This window comes from Streptomyces pseudoechinosporeus, assembly GCF_054783935.1.
This window is the reverse complement of sequence record NZ_BAAGPS010000080.1, coordinates 48,600-63,190: the sequence shown is the minus strand read 5'-3', so window position 1 is coordinate 63,190 and position 14,591 is coordinate 48,600. Positions and strand designations below refer to the sequence as shown.

Genomic DNA, 14,591 nt, shown 5'->3' with positions numbered 1-14,591 from the left:
CCGAGGGGACCTCGACCTCGCCCCTCGGGCCCACTGCCGGAAATCACCGTCGGCGCAGCCCCCGCCCCCTCTCGGTCGGCCACCGGCAGGCGAAGGCCGCCCGCGTCCCGGCACCCCTGCGTCCTCGCCGAACCGTGACGCTCCTCCGCACGAAAGACAGGAAAGCCATGCACTCCGTACGCCCTTCCGGGGGCGACACGACCTCGCCCACGCCGGCCCTGGTCGCGCTCCCCGACCGCGGGATCCATGACACCGCTCCCGCCGATTCGTGGACCGACGGCTTCCTCATCGGCAACGGCGAATACGGGGCCGTGGTGTACGGGGACCCGGCGCTGGAGAAGATCGTCTTCGACCACCACCGCCTCGTCCTGCCGAACGGCACCCGCGACGTCACCCCGCCGGTGCTCGCCGGCCGGCTGGAAGGGGTGCGGGACAAGGCGCTGGCCGGGGACTACGCCGGAGCCTGTCGGGACTTCGCCGCCGGGTGGGAGCTGCGCTGGACACAGACCTATCACCCCGCCTACGAGCTGCGGATCGCCACCGCGGAGGACCCCGTCGCCGACGAGTACGTCCGGGTCACCGACTTCCGCACGAGCGAGGTCACCTCCGCCTGGGCGGACGCGCACGGCGCCTGGTCCCGCCGGGTCTTCGTCTCCCGCGCCGACCGGGTCGTCGTCCACGAACTGGTGCCGGCCCCGGGCCGTACCGTCGACGTCACCCTGGGCGTGCACACCGCGCTCGACGACGCCGCGACCATCCACAGCGGGGGCGACACCCTGCACACGCGCATGACGTTCACCACCCTGGCCGACGTCGGTGAGGGCTCCGGCTGGCTGAACCTGCGCGGTACCTACCCCGAGGGACTGGGCGCCCACGGCTACGAGGGCGTCACCCGCGTCGTGCCGACCGGCGGCACGGTCGCCGTCAGCGGCTCGACCGTCGTGGTCACAGGGGCGGCCAGGCTCACTCTCCTGACCCGACTGGACAGGTACGAGACACCCACCGCCTGGGACGCCAGGCCCCTGCACGCGGGGCTGGCCGCCCTGGAAGCCGACTACGGGACTCTCCTCGCCCGCCATACGAAGATCCACTCGGAACTGTACGACCGCTCCCGCCTCGACCTGAACGTCCCCGAGGCCGACCGTCGGCTGTCGACCACCGAGCTGATCGCCCGTCAGAATGCCGACCGCGGGGTCATCGACCCTGCGCTGCTGGAGCGGCTCTACGACTGCGGCCGCTACCTCTTCCTCAGCTCCAGCGGCATCCTGCCACCCCGTCTGACCGGCATCTGGACGGGCGCGTGGACCGCCGCCTGGGCCGGTGACTTCACCACTGACGCCAACGTCAACCTCCAGGTCGCGGGCGGCAACATCCTCGACCTCACCGAGGCCATGGAGGGCTACTTCGACCTGATCCTCGGTCAACTGGACCATTGGCGCACCAACGCCAGGAACCTTTACGGCGCCCGCGGCTTCCTCGCCCCCTCCCGTACCGACGGCGAGTACGGCCACATGCTGCACTTCAACGGCGGCGACTTCCCCGGCCACTGCTGGACGGGCGGCGCCGACTGGCTGCTCCACCCGCTCCTGGAGTACTACGAGGTCACCGGCGACCAGGCGTTCCTGCGTGACAAGCTCGGCCCCGCGTTGATGGAACTTGCCCTGTTCTACGAGGACTTCCTCACCCGCGGGGATACGAACGGCAAGGCGGTCTTCGTGCCGTCCTTCTCCATGGAGAACGCCCCGGGCAGCACGGGCGAGCACCTGTCCGTCAACGCCACCGGCGACATCACGGCCGGCAGACATGCCCTCCAGGCCGCCATCGACGCCGCGGGCGCCCTCGGCGTCGAACAGGGCAGCGGCGAGGGCGTCGAACGCTGGACGGCGCTGCTCGGCAGGATCCCCGACTACCGGATCAACGAGGACGGCGCGCTCGCCGAGTGGTCCTGGCCCGGTCTGACGGACCGCTACGACCACCGCCACATCCAGCACCTGTACGCCGCCTGGCCCCTCCACGAGATCAACCCGGAGGAGCGTCCCGACCTCGTGCCCCCGGCACTCAAAGCGCTCGAACTGCGCGGAGACCAGAACCTCTCCGCACACGGCAGCCTGCACCGCGCCCTAGCGGCCGCCCGGCTCAAGGACGGCGCGCAGGTGTACGACAACCTCCGGAAGATCATCGGCGGTGACATGCTCTTCCGGTCGCTGATGACCTCCCACAACCCCGGCCGGGACATCTACAACGCCGACGCGGCGAACGCCCTGCCCGCCGTACTGGCCGAAGCGCTGCTGTACTCCCGGCCCGGCGTCCTGGAACTCCTCCCCGCCCTGCCCGAGCAGTGGGACAAGGGCACGATCACCGGCATCCGGGGCCGCGGCGGCATCCGCGTGCACAGCCTGGACTGGGATCTGTCCGACGGCACCACGACGGTGACCGTCACCTCGGACCGGACCCAGGACGTCACGCTGATCAACCGCCGCGGCATCACGGCCGTCACCACCTCCGCACAGGTCGGTCCCTCCATGCTGGGCCCGCATGCCCGGAGCATCTCCCTCACCGCCGGGCAACACACACGGATCACGATCTCCCTGCCGACGGGCACGTCGCCCCAAGCGCACCGCAGGCCGGAGCAGAACGGACACGGCGAGGGCGCCTGAAGCCGCTGACCAGCGAGGACACCGCCCAGGGCGCTTCGGCGCGTGCGCCGGTGTCCATCGCGAGGCCCGCGGATCCCCGCTCCCTCCGTACCTGCCCCCCTCACCACACTCAGGAGTGTTTGTGTATCAGCCGAAACCGGTCTACGTCGGCTATCTGTTCGTCTATTTCGTCGGCAACCCGTCAGTCGACGACGAACGGATCCGGATGGCACTCAGCCACGGCAACGACCCGTTGCACTACCGGGAACTGAACGACGGAGAACCCGTCCTGGCCTCCAGCCTCGGCACCGGGGGGGTACGCGACCCCTTCGTGATCCGCTCCCCCGACGGCGACAGGTTCCACCTGATCGCCACGGATCTGCAGACATCCGGCGACGCCGAGGAGCAGGTGCGGCTCACCTGGGACAGAGCCGAGCGCGCCGGCAGCAAGTCGATCGTGGTGTGGGACTCCTCCGACCTGGTGAACTGGACCGGTCAGCGCCTCGTCAAGGTGTCCCCCGACACCGCCGGCAACACCTGGGCGCCGAAGGCCTGTTACGCGGACGAACTCGGCACATACGTCGTCTTCTGGGCCTCGAAGCTCTACGCGGAGGACGACCCCGATCACACGGGCACGACGTACAACAGGATGCTGTACGCCACGACCACGGACTTCCGCACCTTCAGCGAGCCCACCCTCTGGCACGATCCGGGGCACGCCGTGATCGACTCGGCCGTGATCAAGCACAACGGGGTGTACTACCGCTACACGAAGGACGAGCGGGACCAGACGCCTTCCGTGCCCACCGCGAAGCTCATCATCGCCGAGAGGTCCCGCGAACTGACCTCCACCACGTATGACTTCGTGGCCGACCGCATCGGCGAGGGGGACATCAGCCGTGGTGAGGGCCCGGCCGTGTTCAAATCGAACATGGAGGAGAAGTGGTACATGTTCATCGACGAGTTCGGGGGGCGCAACTACGTCCCGTTCGAGACGACCGATCTCGACTCCGGGAAGTGGATCCCGTCGACGAGCTACCGACTGCCCCCTGAGGCCAAGCACGGCTCGGTGCTCCCCCTCACCCAGGCGGAGTACGACCGGCTGCTGAGTGCTTACGGCGGTCAAGAGAGCGATTCCTGATCACGCACGATCAGTCGCGATGCTCTCCGCCGCAGGCCGGCAAGGTTCGAACGAAGGAAACGAGCACCCATGCAGTCACTCCCCCGCAACGCGGTATGCCTTCTCCCCGGCCCGTTCCTGGACGCACAGGCCACCTCTCTCGACCACCTGCTGTCCCTCGACACCGACCGGCTCCTCGCGCCCTTAGGGCGCGAGGCCGACCTGCCGCCGGTCGCCGAGTCCTACGGCAACTGGGAGAATGCGGGTCTCGACGGCCACACCGTCGGGCACGCGCTGTCGGGTGCCGCTCTCATGAGCGCGGTGACGGACGACCCCCGGCCGAGAGCCATGGTCGAGCGTCTGGCCCTCTGACTGCCCGAGCCTCGGCCTCCGTAGCAGGGACCCACTCACCTCCCGGGGCCACAACCGCCCCGGCGTCCGGGCCACGCCGGGCGGATGCGCCGCCCTCCTCGCCATTTCCTTCTGTTACACGTCCTTGAAAGGCAGACATGTCCGACCAGAGCGTCACCCCCGCGCGGTTCACCCTCAACTCGGCCTTCGACATCGGCGCCGTCCATCCCCGCCTGTACGGATCGTTTGTCGAGCACCTGGGCCGCTGCGTCTACACCGGCATCCACGAACCCGGCCACCCAGCCGCCGACGCCGACGGCCTGCGCCAGGACGTCCTTGCGCTGATCCGGGAGCTGGGCGTCACCACCGTGCGCTACCCGGGCGGCAACTTCGTCTCCGGCTACCGCTGGGAGGACTCCGTGGGACCTCGTGAGGACCGGCCGGTCCGGCTGGACCTCGCCTGGAAGTCCACCGAGACCAACGAGTTCGGCCTCGCCGAGTTCATGGGCTTCTGCGCCAAGACCGGCATGGAGCCCATGATGGCCCTCAACCTCGGCACCCGCGGGGTGGAGGAGGCCCTGCACCTGCTGGAGTACAGCAACCACCCGGGCGGCACCGAGCTGTCCGACCGCCGTGCCGCCCACGGCGCCAAGGAGCCGTACGGCATCAAGATGTGGTGCCTGGGCAACGAGATGGACGGGCCCTGGCAGACCGGACACAAGACGGCGGAGGAGTACGGGCGGCTCGCCGCCGAGACCGCCCGCGCCATGAGGATGATCCAGCCCGACCTGGAACTGGTCGCCTGCGGGAGCTCAGGCTCCCGTATGGAGACGTTCGCCGCCTGGGAGGCGACCGTCCTGGAGGCCTCCTACGACCTGGTCGACTACGTCTCCCTGCATGCCTACTACGAGGAGATCGACGGCGACCGGGACTCCTTCCTGGCCTCCGCCGTCGACATGGAGCACTTCATCGAGTCGGTCGTCGCCACCTGCGACCACGTCGGAGCGCGCCTGAAGTCCAAGAAGAAGATCAACCTCTCCTTCGACGAGTGGAACGTCTGGTACCAGACGCGGCCGAACCCGCACCAGGTCGAGGACTGGCAGCAGGCCCCGCGCATCCTGGAGGACGTCTACACCGTCACCGACGCCGTGGTCTTCGGCTCCCTGCTCATCACCCTGCTGCGGCACGCCGACCGGGTCACCTCCGCCTCGCTCGCCCAGCTCGTCAACGTCATCGCGCCGATCATGACGGAGCCGGGCGGCGCCGCCTGGCGGCAGACCACCTTCTTCCCCTTCGCCCAGGCCTCCCAGTACGGACGCGGCCGGGTGCTGCGCGTCGAGGTGGACAGCCCCACGTACACCACCGCCACGTTCGGTGAGGTGCCGCTGCTGCACGCCACCGCCGTGACCGACGACGAGACCGGCGCCGTCACCGTCTTCGCCGTCAACCGCAGCCAGACGGACACTCTGCCGCTGAGGATCGACCTGCGCGGCGTCGGCGCCCACACCGTGGCGGAGCACCTGGTCCTGGCCGACAGCGACCCGGAGGCCACCAACACCGCGGACCGGCCCGACCGGGTCACCCCGCACCCCGCCACCGGCACCACCGTCTCCGACGGCGTCCTCCACGCCGAACTCGAACCGCTCTCCTGGAACATGATCCGGCTGCCCGGCCAGGAGGACTGACCACTCCGACATACCGACTGCCCATGGGCCGCTGCCACCGCCGTCGTCCACGTCGCGGACACCGGCTCATGGGCCCGCATGCGGCACGAACACACTCACGCCCGGGACGAACCGATGACAACCGTTGCCCGACCCCTGTTCCGAGACCCCATGCACGACGGCGCGACCGACCCCACTGTCATCTGGAACCGGCAGGCCGGCGGGTGGTGGATGTTCTACACGAGCCGACGCGCCGCCGATGAACGACGTGAGCTGGGTGCACGGGACCGACATCGGGATCGCGTCCTCTGCCATCACCTGACCGATTGTGCCCACCGCTCAGTCGGGTGACGCAGAAGAGGATTTCGCCCTTACGAGCACGTCGCCTACGGCAACTACGACGCACTGACGAACTCGTCCCTGAGCAGGCCCCCTGTAGCAGCCGCTTCCCCGCAGGGCCGAAGCATTCGAGCGAAGGAAACAAGCACCCATGCAGTCACTCCCCCGCAACGCGGTACGCCTTCTCCCCGGCCCGTTCCTGGACGCACAGGCCACCGCCCTCGACTACCTGCTGTTCCTCGACACCGACCGGCTTCTCGCGCCCTTGCGGCGCGAGGCCGGTCTACCGCCGGTCGCCGAGTCCTACGGCAACTGGGAGAAATCGGGTCTCGACGGCCACACCGTCGGGCACGCGTTGTCGGGTGCCGCTCTCATGAGCGCGGTGACGGACGACCCCCGGCCGAGGGCCATGGTCGAGCGTCTGGTTCAGGGCGTCGTCGAGTGCCAGGACGCCCTGGGCACCGGCTACGTCGGGGGCATTCCCGACGGCGTTCGGCTGTGGCAGCGGGTCGCCGCAGGCCAGGTGGAGCGGGGCTCTTTCGAGCTCGGTGGTGCCTGGGTGCCGTGGTACAACCTGCACAAGCTCTTCGCCGGTCTGCTGGACGCCCACCGCCACGCCGGTTCGGACCTGGCGCTGACCGCCGTCCGACGGCTGGCCGACTGGTGGGACCAGTTGGCGGCGGGGATGGACGACGACACCCACGAAGCCATGCTCCGCACGGAGTTCGGTGGGATGTGCGAGGCGTTGGCGGACATCGCCGACGTCACCGGCACGGACCGCTACGCCGCCCTGGCACGGCGCTTCCTCGACCGGTCCCTGCTCGGCCCGCTGTGCGAGCACCGCGACGTCCTCGACGGGATGCACGCCAACACCCAGATCGCCAAAGTCGTCGGGTACCAGCGGCTCGGCGAGGTCGGCGGCGACCCCGGCCTGCGGGACGCCGCACGGTTCTTCTGGCAGACCATGACCCGGCACCGGACGTTCTCCTTCGGCGGCAACTCCGTACGCGAGCACCTGCACCCCCGCGACGACTTCACCTCCGCGCTCCAGTCGCCGGAGGGCCCCGAGACCTGCAACACCTACAACATGCTCAAGCTGAGCCGCGCGCTGTTCCTCGAACGGCCGGATGCCGAGGTGCTCGACCACTACGAGCGTGCGACGGTCAACCACATCCTCTCGTCCCTGCATCCCAAGGGCGGGCTGGTGTATTTCACGCCGGTGCGGCCGGGCCACTACCGCGTGGTGTCGACGCCCCAGGACTGCTTCTGGTGCTGCGTCGGCACCGGGCTGGAGAACCACGCGAAGTACGGCGAGTTGGTGTACACCGCCGAGGGCGGCGACCTGTTCGTCAATCTCTTCATCGCCTCCCGGCTCAGCCTGCCCGAACAGAACCTGGTGCTGGAGCAGACCGGGACAGCCCCGTACGACGATGAGGTGAGACTCGTGGTGCGCGAGACTCCCGCCACCCCCGTGGCGATCCACATACGCGTCCCCGGCTGGCACGAGGGAACGCTGCAGGTCCGTATCAACGGCGCGCAGCCCGAGGGTGGGCCGGCCCCGCTCACGACGCGCCGCGGGGCAGGCGGACAGCCCCTGACGTACGTGCGTCTGGAGCGGCAGTGGCGCGAAGGGGACACGGTCACCGTGCGCCTTCGCCCGCGTATCAGCGCCGAACTGCTCCCCGACGGCTCGCCGTGGGTGTCGTACCGCTTCGGGCCCACCGTCCTCGCGGCCGAGGGCGACCGGGGCGACCTGGCCGGGCACTTCGCCGACGACTCCAGGATGGGTCATGTCGCCGACGGCCCGTTGCGCCCCCTGGAGCACCTGCCCGTCGTGCTCGCCCAGGGCACCTCCGATCTGGCGGCCGGCGTGCGCCGACTCGCCCCGGACCGGTTGGCGTTCGCCCTGGAGCACGTGGACGCGCGACCGGGCGAGTCCGTCACCCTCGTCCCCTTCACCGGCATCCACGACTCCCGCTACCACCTCTACTTCCCCCTGGCGGAACCGGAACGCCTCCAGGAACGGCGGGCGGAGCTGCGTGCGGCCGACGAAGCGGCACTCGCGCTGCACGACCGAACCGTTGACGCCGTTGCCGCCGGCGAGCAACAGCCTGAAAGCGACCACCGGTTCGAGGGGCAGGACACATGGTCGGGCCTCACCGACGGGCTGAGGTGGCGGGCCGCCACCGGATGGTGGTCCTACCGCCTGACAGACCCGGACGGCACCGCCACCAGCCTGCGGGTGACCCACCTCTCGGACCGAAGCGCCGGACCGACCCGCGTGCTGATCGACGGCCATGTGCTGGGCACGATTACGCCCTTGTCGCATCCCGAGGGCAAGGAAATCTCCCAGGTACTCCCGCTGGACGCGAACCGTCGTGCCGGGATCGCCGAGATTCGGTTCGAAGCGGTCGGCTCTGCACCCACCATCCGGCTGCGCGAACTACGCCTGGTGCGCTGACGTGACCGCCGATCGTGGGCGGCACGGGTGTGGCCATCACAGTCCTGACGGCGTATGTCCTCCACTTCGTCGGCTGGTGGCTCATCTTTCGCGGTAACGGTCCCCGCGGCGAGCCAGGGGGCGACGAGTTTCGGGCCGCCGGAGAAGCCGACGAAGAAGTGCGGCTCGACGAAGCCCGTGGTGATCCGGACGTCCGCCTCGGCCTAGTTGCAGGGCACCCTGGCGGGCAGCGCCCGCCCGTCACTTCCGCGCTGTCGTCCCGAAGAGGAGGGGTTCGCCGGAGCGCAGGTGTTCCCTCAGCCACTGCTCGGTGTTGCTCACGTGGAGCAGTGCGGCGGCCTGGCTGAGGGCGGCGTCACGGGTGGACAGGGCGTTGAAGATCGCCTCGTGCTCGGCCAGGGTGCGGCCCGCGGCTTTGTCGTCGACAAGACCGCGCCAGATGCGGGCGCGCAGGGTGCGGCCGGAGATGCCCTCCAGGAGGGTGAGGAGGGTCTCGTTGCCCGTGGCCGAGATGACGGCGCGGTGGAAGGCGGCGTCGTGGGCGTTGAGCTGTTCGACGTCGTCGCGGGCCTCGCGCATGGCGTCCAAATGGTGCTTCACTTCGGCCAGTTGGGCGTCGGAGATTCGGGTGGCGGCAAGGGCCGTGGCGAGCGGCTCGAGGAGCCGCCGTACCTCCATGAGGTCCTGCAGGGCGACCGAGTCGCCCTGCAGCAGTTCCACCGCGCCGCCGAGCCCCTCCAGGAGCAGGCTCGGCTGCAGGCTGGTCACATATGTGCCGTCGCCCCGCCGGACCTCCAGGACCCGCGCGACGGCCAGCGCCTTGACCGCTTCCCGGGCGAGGTTGCGGGACAGTCCCAGCTGGGCGGCCAGGTCCGACTCCGGTGGGAGCTTGGAGCCCGGAGGCAGGGCACCGGTCCGGATCAGCTCACGGATGTCATCAATGGCCTTGTCCGTCAGAGACACCGCTCATCTCTCCCCCCACCGTGCCCCGTGAGCACGTCCGACCTGATCAGCCCCTGAGTGCGGAGGTCGTCCCAGAGGCCGTCCGGGACTTGCTGATCATGGAGTTTCACGTTTCGTCCGACCTGTTCCGCAGTCCGCATGCCGAGGGTGACGTTGATGATACTGGGATGCGTGTACGGGAAAGCGATCGCGGCGGCGGGCAGAGTGGTCCCGTGCGCCGCGCAGACCTCGGCGATCGCCCGGGCCCGGGCGACCAGAGCCGGCGGGGCGTCCTGGTAGTCGTACTTCATGCCCTCGGTGGGCCGGTCACGGGAGAGCAGTCCCGAGTTGAAGACACCCACCGCCACCACGCTCTTGCCCAGGTCCCGTGCGGCGGGCAGAACGTCGTCCAGCCCCGACTGGTCCAGGAGCGTGTAGCGCCCGGCCAGCATCACCACGTCGGCGGCGGTCTCGCGCAGGAAGCGGGCGAGCATCGCCGACTGGTTCATGCCGGCGCCGATCGCGCCGATCACGCCCTGGTCGCGCAACTCCGCCAGCGTAGGCATGGCCTCCTCGGCCGCCTGCCGCCAGTGGTCGTCCGGATCGTGCAGGTACACGATGTCCAGCCGGTCCAGACCGGTGCGCTCCAGCGTGCCCTCGATGGACCGGAGCACGCCATCACTGCTGAAGTCCCACTGCCGGCGCAGGTCGTCCCGTACGACGAAGCCCTCGGTGTCGACGCCACGTGGCTCCTCGTTGGGCACGAGCAGCCTGCCCACCTTGGAGGAGATGACGTACTCGTCGCGCGGGCGGCCTCGCAGGGCGGCGCCCAGGCGGCGCTCGGAGAGGCCGAGGCCGTAGTGCGGTGCGGTGTCGAAATACCGCAGGCCCGCCTCCCAGGCCGCGTCGACGGCGGCGGTCGCGGCGTCGGCCGGGGTGACACGGTAGAGGTTGCCGATCACGGAGGCCCCGAAGCCGAGCTCGGTGACGGAGACGGACGTGTTCTGGATCTTCCGCTGGTGCAAGACGTACTCCTGGGATACGTGCGATGGGGCGCCGGTCAGCGTCTGACGTGGGCCGATCCGCCCGCGATGAGCGCCTCGACCTCGGTGAGCGAGGCCATGGAGACGTCTCCGGGCGTGGTCATGGTGAGCGCGCCGTGGGCGGTGCCGTAGGCCAGGGCACGCTCCAGGCCGGTGCCGCTGAGCAGTCCGTGGATCAGGCCGGCGGCGAAGGCGTCGCCGGACCCGATGCGGTCCAGGACCTGCAGGCCGGGCATCCGCGGGCCGGCGACGAAGCCGCTTTCGGCGGACCAGCCGGCCGAAGACCAGTCGTTGACCCCGGCCGAGGGCACGTCGCGCAGGGTCGTTGCCAGTACTTTCCCCCCGGGCAGCAGGCCGGCCACCTCGGCGAGCGCGTCGGCCGCCTCGTCGGACCCGATGCGCGCCTGTCCCGGGTACGTCCCGGCCAGGCCGAGGGCGCCCATGACGACGTCAGCCTGCCGGGCGAGCCGCAGGTCGACCTCGCGGGCCGCGTCGGCACCGCCCCGGCCGGCCCACAGGCTGGGGCGGTAGTTGGGGTCGTAGGAGACGGTGGCACCGTGGCGGCGGGCCGCGGCCATGGCCTCGTCCGCGACGTCCACCGTGGTGTCGGACAGGCCCGCGAAGATGCCGCCGGTATGGAACCAGCGCACTCCGGCCGAGAAGACGGTGTCCCAGTCGACGTCCCCCTTGCACAGCCGGGAGACGGCGGTGTGCGCGCGGTCGCTGACACCCACCACGCCGCGGACGCCGAAACCGCGTTCGACGAAGTTGAGGCCGTTGCGGGCGGTGCGCCCGATACCGTCGTCGGGCACCCAGCGGATCAGCGATGTGTCGACGCCGCCCTGGAGGATCAGGTCCTCGACCAGCCGGCCCACCGCATTATCGGCGAGCGCGGTCACGACGGCTGTGCGCAGGCCGAAGCAGCGCCGCAGTCCGCGCACGACGTTGTACTCACCGCCGCCCTCCCAGACCTGGAAGGAGCGGGCGGTGCGGATCCGTCCCTCGCCCGGGTCGAAGCGCAGCATCACCTCGCCGAGGGCCACCACGTCGATCACGTCGTGCTCCTCTCCACCGCCTCGGCGGTCAGCCGACGGATGCCCTCGTAGTCGCCTCGCCGTAGGTGGTCGGCGGTGGCCATCCAGCTGCCGCCGACGGCAAGGACCGCCGGGTGGGCGAGGTAGGTTGCCAGGCGGGAAGCGCCGATCCCGCCGGTCGGCACGAAGCGCATCCCGGGGAAGGGAGCCGCGAGCGCTCGCAGTGTCCGCACGCCGCCGAGCGGCTCGGCGGGGAAGAGCTTGACGGTGTCGAGGCCCGCCTTCAGGGCACGCATCAGCTCGGTGGCGGTGGCGATGCCGGGCACCACGGGCACGCCCAGCTCGCGGCACTTCGCAACGACCTCCTCGTCGAAGCCTGGCGAGACGACGAAGCGGGCCCCGGCCGCCACGGCCCGCTCCGCCTGCTCGGGCGTGAGGACCGTACCGACGCCGACGACCAGGCCACCATGCGCGGCCATCTCCTTGAGCACCAGCTCGGCGTCCGGTGTGCGAAAGGTGACCTCGGCGCACCGGGCACCACCCGCCGCAAGCGCGTCGGCCAGCGGGCGGGCGGTCGAGACGCGCCGCACCGTCAGTACCGGCATCACGCGGGCTCCGGCCAGTACGGAGGCCAGGTCGGTGCCGCTCATCGGCCGAGCCATCCGCCGTCGACGGGCAGGACGACGCCGTGGACGTAGGCGGCGGCGTCCGAGGCGAGGAACACCGTGGCGCCCGCCAGGTCGTCGGCGTTGCCCCACCGGCTGGCCGGGACGCGGTCCAGGATCGCCTTGCTGCGCCCCGGGTCGTCCTGCAGAGCCTGGGTGTTGTCGGTGGCGATGTAGCCGGGGGCGATGGCGTTGACGTTCACGCCGTGCGGCGCCCACTCGTTGGCCAGCGCCTTGGTCAGTCCGGCGACGCCGTGCTTGGCGGCGGTGTAGCCGGGAACGGTGATGCCGCCCTGGAAGCTGAGCAGCGACGCCGTGAAGATGATCTTCCCCTGGCCGCGGACCACCATGGCCGAGCCGACCGCCCGGGTCAGCGCGAACTGCGCGTTGAGGTTGACCTGGAGCACCAACTCCCAGTCCGCGTCGCTGTGTTCGGCTGCCGGAGTGCGGCGGATCGTGCCCGCGTTGTTGACCAGGATGTCCACCGGCCGCTCGCGCCCGGCGAGGTCCGCGCCCAGGGCCCGTACGGCGGCCGGATCGGCGAAATCGGCCCGGAGCACCTCGAACGTACGGCCCGCGGCGCGCACGTCCTTCTCCACGGCGCTGCCGGTCTCCTCCAGCGAGGCGCTGACGCCGATGACGTCCGCGCCGGCCTCGGCGAGCGCGCGGGCCATCGCCCGGCCGATGCCGCGCCGGGCTCCCGTGACGACGGCAAGCTTCCCGGTGAGGTCGAAGGCGGTCATACGGCGGCTCCCTGAGCGTCGTCGGTGCAGTCCACCAGGATCTTCATCACGTCGCCGCCGCCCTCCAGGGCCTCGAAAGCGGCCGGTGCCTGGGTGAGCGGCACGACCTTGCTGATCAGCCGCTCGGCCGGGATGGTGCCGTCGTCGACCAGGGCGACCGCCTTCTCGAAGTCGGAGCGGTCGTACAACCGGGCCCCCACCAGGGTGAGTTCGCGCCAGAAGAAGCGGTGCAGGTTGACCTCGCGGGGGCGGGGGTGGATGGCGACGAGACAGAGACGGCCGCGCACTCCCAGTACGTCGACCGCGGTGTCCACGCCGCCCGCCGCGCCGGACACCTCGAAGGCGACGTCCGCGCCCGCGTCCCCGGTCCACTGCCGCACCAGCTCCGGCACGTCGTCGTCGGCCGGGTTCCACGCCGTCAGCCTCAACTCCTCGGCGAGCAGCCGACGGTGGGCGCTCAGCTCCACCACCCGGACCTCGGCGCCCGCGGCCCGCGCGACCAGCGCGATGAGGACACCGACCGGGCCGCCGCCGACCACGACGGCCTTCTCGCCGTTTCGCACGGCGGCCCGGCCCACGTCGTGCACGGCAACCGCCGTCGGTTCGACGAGCGCGGCACGGTCGAGGGGAAGGGAGTCGGGCAACCGGATGAGCGTCGAGGCGGGCACGGTCCAGCGCTGCTGCATCGCGCCCGGGGAGTCGATACCGATGAAGTCGAGGTGCTGGCAGACGTGTTGATGGCCCGCTCGGCAGGCCGGGCAGGAGTCGTCCCAGCGCAGCGGCATCACGGTGACCGCATCACCGGCCTGCCAGCCCTCGACGCCTGGACCCACGCGTACGACGCGGCCGGACATCTCGTGCCCCAGGACGGTGGGCGTGTGGACCCGGGCGTCCATGTCGCCGTGGAAGATGTGCAGATCGGTGCCGCAGATACCGACATAGGCGGGGGCCAGCTCCACCTCACCAGGACCGGGTGGCGCACTGAGTGCGGGAGCCGTGTCCAGGGTGCGGGCGGCCGTGTAACGGACGGCGAGTGTCATCGTGTCGTCAGGGTCCTTTCAGCGCGGACGCCGATGGTCAGCAGCAGGTTGGCGTAGGTACGGATGTCGGCGGTGACGATCGCCAGCGCCAGGTCGGGCGAGCAGGCGGCGTCGTAGAACTCGAAGCGGCCGAGGGTGCCGACCGGGAGGGGCGCCAGCATCGAGCGGTACTCGGCGATGGCGGGCGGCTCCGGTTCGCCTTCGGGCGGCACCATCACATGGGCCGCCTCGACGGGCAGGGCGCGCAGCAGGACGTCGAGCACGGTGGTGACGTCCAGCAGGCCGGGGCCAGGTTGAGGTGGACGGTGCCGGCGCGCTCGCCGGTGGCGGGGCCGGCCGGGTAGTGGCCGTCGGCGAGCGGGACGCGGGCGCCGTGACCGGCGCCGGCCAGGGATTCGAGGATGTCGGGATGCAGTAGTTCGGTCAGGAGCACGGGAGTGTCCTCTCCTTCTTGTCAGGCAGCCGGTGGAAGGCGGTCGCCGTACGGCAGCGCACTGCCTGCTTAGCGCTCTCGGGACAGCCGCCCGGCAACATTCCGACGGCGGCGGCCCAG

The 14,591-nt window shown here is 70.6% G+C and carries 13 protein-coding genes and 1 pseudogene; 5 read left to right on the top strand and 9 right to left on the bottom strand.

The window, feature by feature from the left end; translation table 11 throughout:
- The first annotated feature begins 167 nt into the window (after nucleotides 1-167).
- From ACYVO6_RS43925 to ACYVO6_RS43905, 5 genes are all read left to right on the top strand, one after another.
- Nucleotides 168-2,657 (top strand): glycosyl hydrolase family 95 catalytic domain-containing protein, encoded by a 2,490-nt coding sequence (locus tag ACYVO6_RS43925; RefSeq protein ID WP_461071644.1) that lies wholly within the window; start codon nucleotides 168-170, stop codon nucleotides 2,655-2,657.
- 121 nt (nucleotides 2,658-2,778) lie between these two features.
- On the top strand, nucleotides 2,779-3,777 hold the full coding sequence (locus ACYVO6_RS43920) for a glycoside hydrolase family 43 protein (protein WP_461071642.1): 999 nt from the start codon (nucleotides 2,779-2,781) through the stop codon (nucleotides 3,775-3,777).
- 69 nt (nucleotides 3,778-3,846) lie between these two features.
- Nucleotides 3,847-4,128: a beta-L-arabinofuranosidase domain-containing protein gene (locus ACYVO6_RS43915; RefSeq protein WP_461071640.1), complete on the top strand. Its 282-nt coding sequence runs from the start codon at nucleotides 3,847-3,849 to the stop codon at nucleotides 4,126-4,128.
- 137 nt (nucleotides 4,129-4,265) lie between these two features.
- The gene (gene arfA, locus ACYVO6_RS43910; protein WP_461071638.1) at nucleotides 4,266-5,792 is read left to right on the top strand and encodes an arabinosylfuranosidase ArfA; all 1,527 of its coding nucleotides are present in this window, start codon (nucleotides 4,266-4,268) and stop codon (nucleotides 5,790-5,792) included.
- 469 nt (nucleotides 5,793-6,261) lie between these two features.
- A complete protein-coding gene (locus tag ACYVO6_RS43905) occupies nucleotides 6,262-8,571 on the top strand; it encodes a beta-L-arabinofuranosidase domain-containing protein (protein ID WP_461071636.1) in 2,310 nt (769 codons plus the stop codon).
- Nucleotides 8,572-8,687: 116 nt separating this feature from the next.
- Here ACYVO6_RS43905 and ACYVO6_RS43900 read toward each other — a convergent pair.
- The 9 genes and pseudogenes from ACYVO6_RS43900 to ACYVO6_RS43860 form a co-directional block, all read right to left on the bottom strand.
- Nucleotides 8,688-8,762: pseudogene (locus ACYVO6_RS43900) on the bottom strand (lactate racemase domain-containing protein); the annotation flags it as partial.
- Nucleotides 8,763-8,811: 49 nt separating this feature from the next.
- Nucleotides 8,812-9,534: a FadR/GntR family transcriptional regulator gene (locus ACYVO6_RS43895; RefSeq protein ID WP_461071634.1), complete on the bottom strand. Its 723-nt coding sequence runs from the start codon at nucleotides 9,532-9,534 to the stop codon at nucleotides 8,812-8,814.
- The gene (locus tag ACYVO6_RS43890; protein WP_461071633.1) at nucleotides 9,525-10,538 is read right to left on the bottom strand and encodes an aldo/keto reductase; all 1,014 of its coding nucleotides are present in this window, start codon (nucleotides 10,536-10,538) and stop codon (nucleotides 9,525-9,527) included. Before ACYVO6_RS43890 ends, ACYVO6_RS43895 begins: the two co-directional genes overlap by 10 nt.
- 35 nt (nucleotides 10,539-10,573) lie before the next feature.
- Entirely contained in the window at nucleotides 10,574-11,611 is a 1,038-nt protein-coding gene (locus ACYVO6_RS43885) for a sugar kinase (RefSeq protein ID WP_461071632.1), read from the bottom strand.
- Complete coding sequence (gene eda, locus ACYVO6_RS43880) at nucleotides 11,608-12,240, bottom strand: bifunctional 4-hydroxy-2-oxoglutarate aldolase/2-dehydro-3-deoxy-phosphogluconate aldolase (protein WP_461071630.1); 633 nt, start codon at nucleotides 12,238-12,240, stop codon at nucleotides 11,608-11,610. The genes ACYVO6_RS43885 and eda overlap by 4 nt, the downstream gene beginning before the upstream one ends.
- Nucleotides 12,237-12,998, bottom strand: coding sequence for an SDR family oxidoreductase (locus ACYVO6_RS43875; RefSeq protein ID WP_461071628.1), 762 nt, complete (start codon nucleotides 12,996-12,998; stop codon nucleotides 12,237-12,239). The genes eda and ACYVO6_RS43875 overlap by 4 nt, the downstream gene beginning before the upstream one ends.
- Nucleotides 12,995-14,038, bottom strand: a complete 1,044-nt coding sequence (locus ACYVO6_RS43870; RefSeq protein WP_461071626.1) for a zinc-dependent alcohol dehydrogenase — start codon at nucleotides 14,036-14,038, stop codon at nucleotides 12,995-12,997. Before ACYVO6_RS43870 ends, ACYVO6_RS43875 begins: the two co-directional genes overlap by 4 nt.
- On the bottom strand, nucleotides 14,035-14,301 hold the full coding sequence (locus ACYVO6_RS43865; RefSeq protein ID WP_461071624.1) for an RbsD/FucU domain-containing protein: 267 nt from the start codon (nucleotides 14,299-14,301) through the stop codon (nucleotides 14,035-14,037). Before ACYVO6_RS43865 ends, ACYVO6_RS43870 begins: the two co-directional genes overlap by 4 nt.
- Nucleotides 14,253-14,471: an RbsD/FucU domain-containing protein gene (locus ACYVO6_RS43860; RefSeq protein WP_461071622.1), complete on the bottom strand. Its 219-nt coding sequence runs from the start codon at nucleotides 14,469-14,471 to the stop codon at nucleotides 14,253-14,255. Before ACYVO6_RS43860 ends, ACYVO6_RS43865 begins: the two co-directional genes overlap by 49 nt.
- Nucleotides 14,472-14,591: the final 120 nt, after the last annotated feature.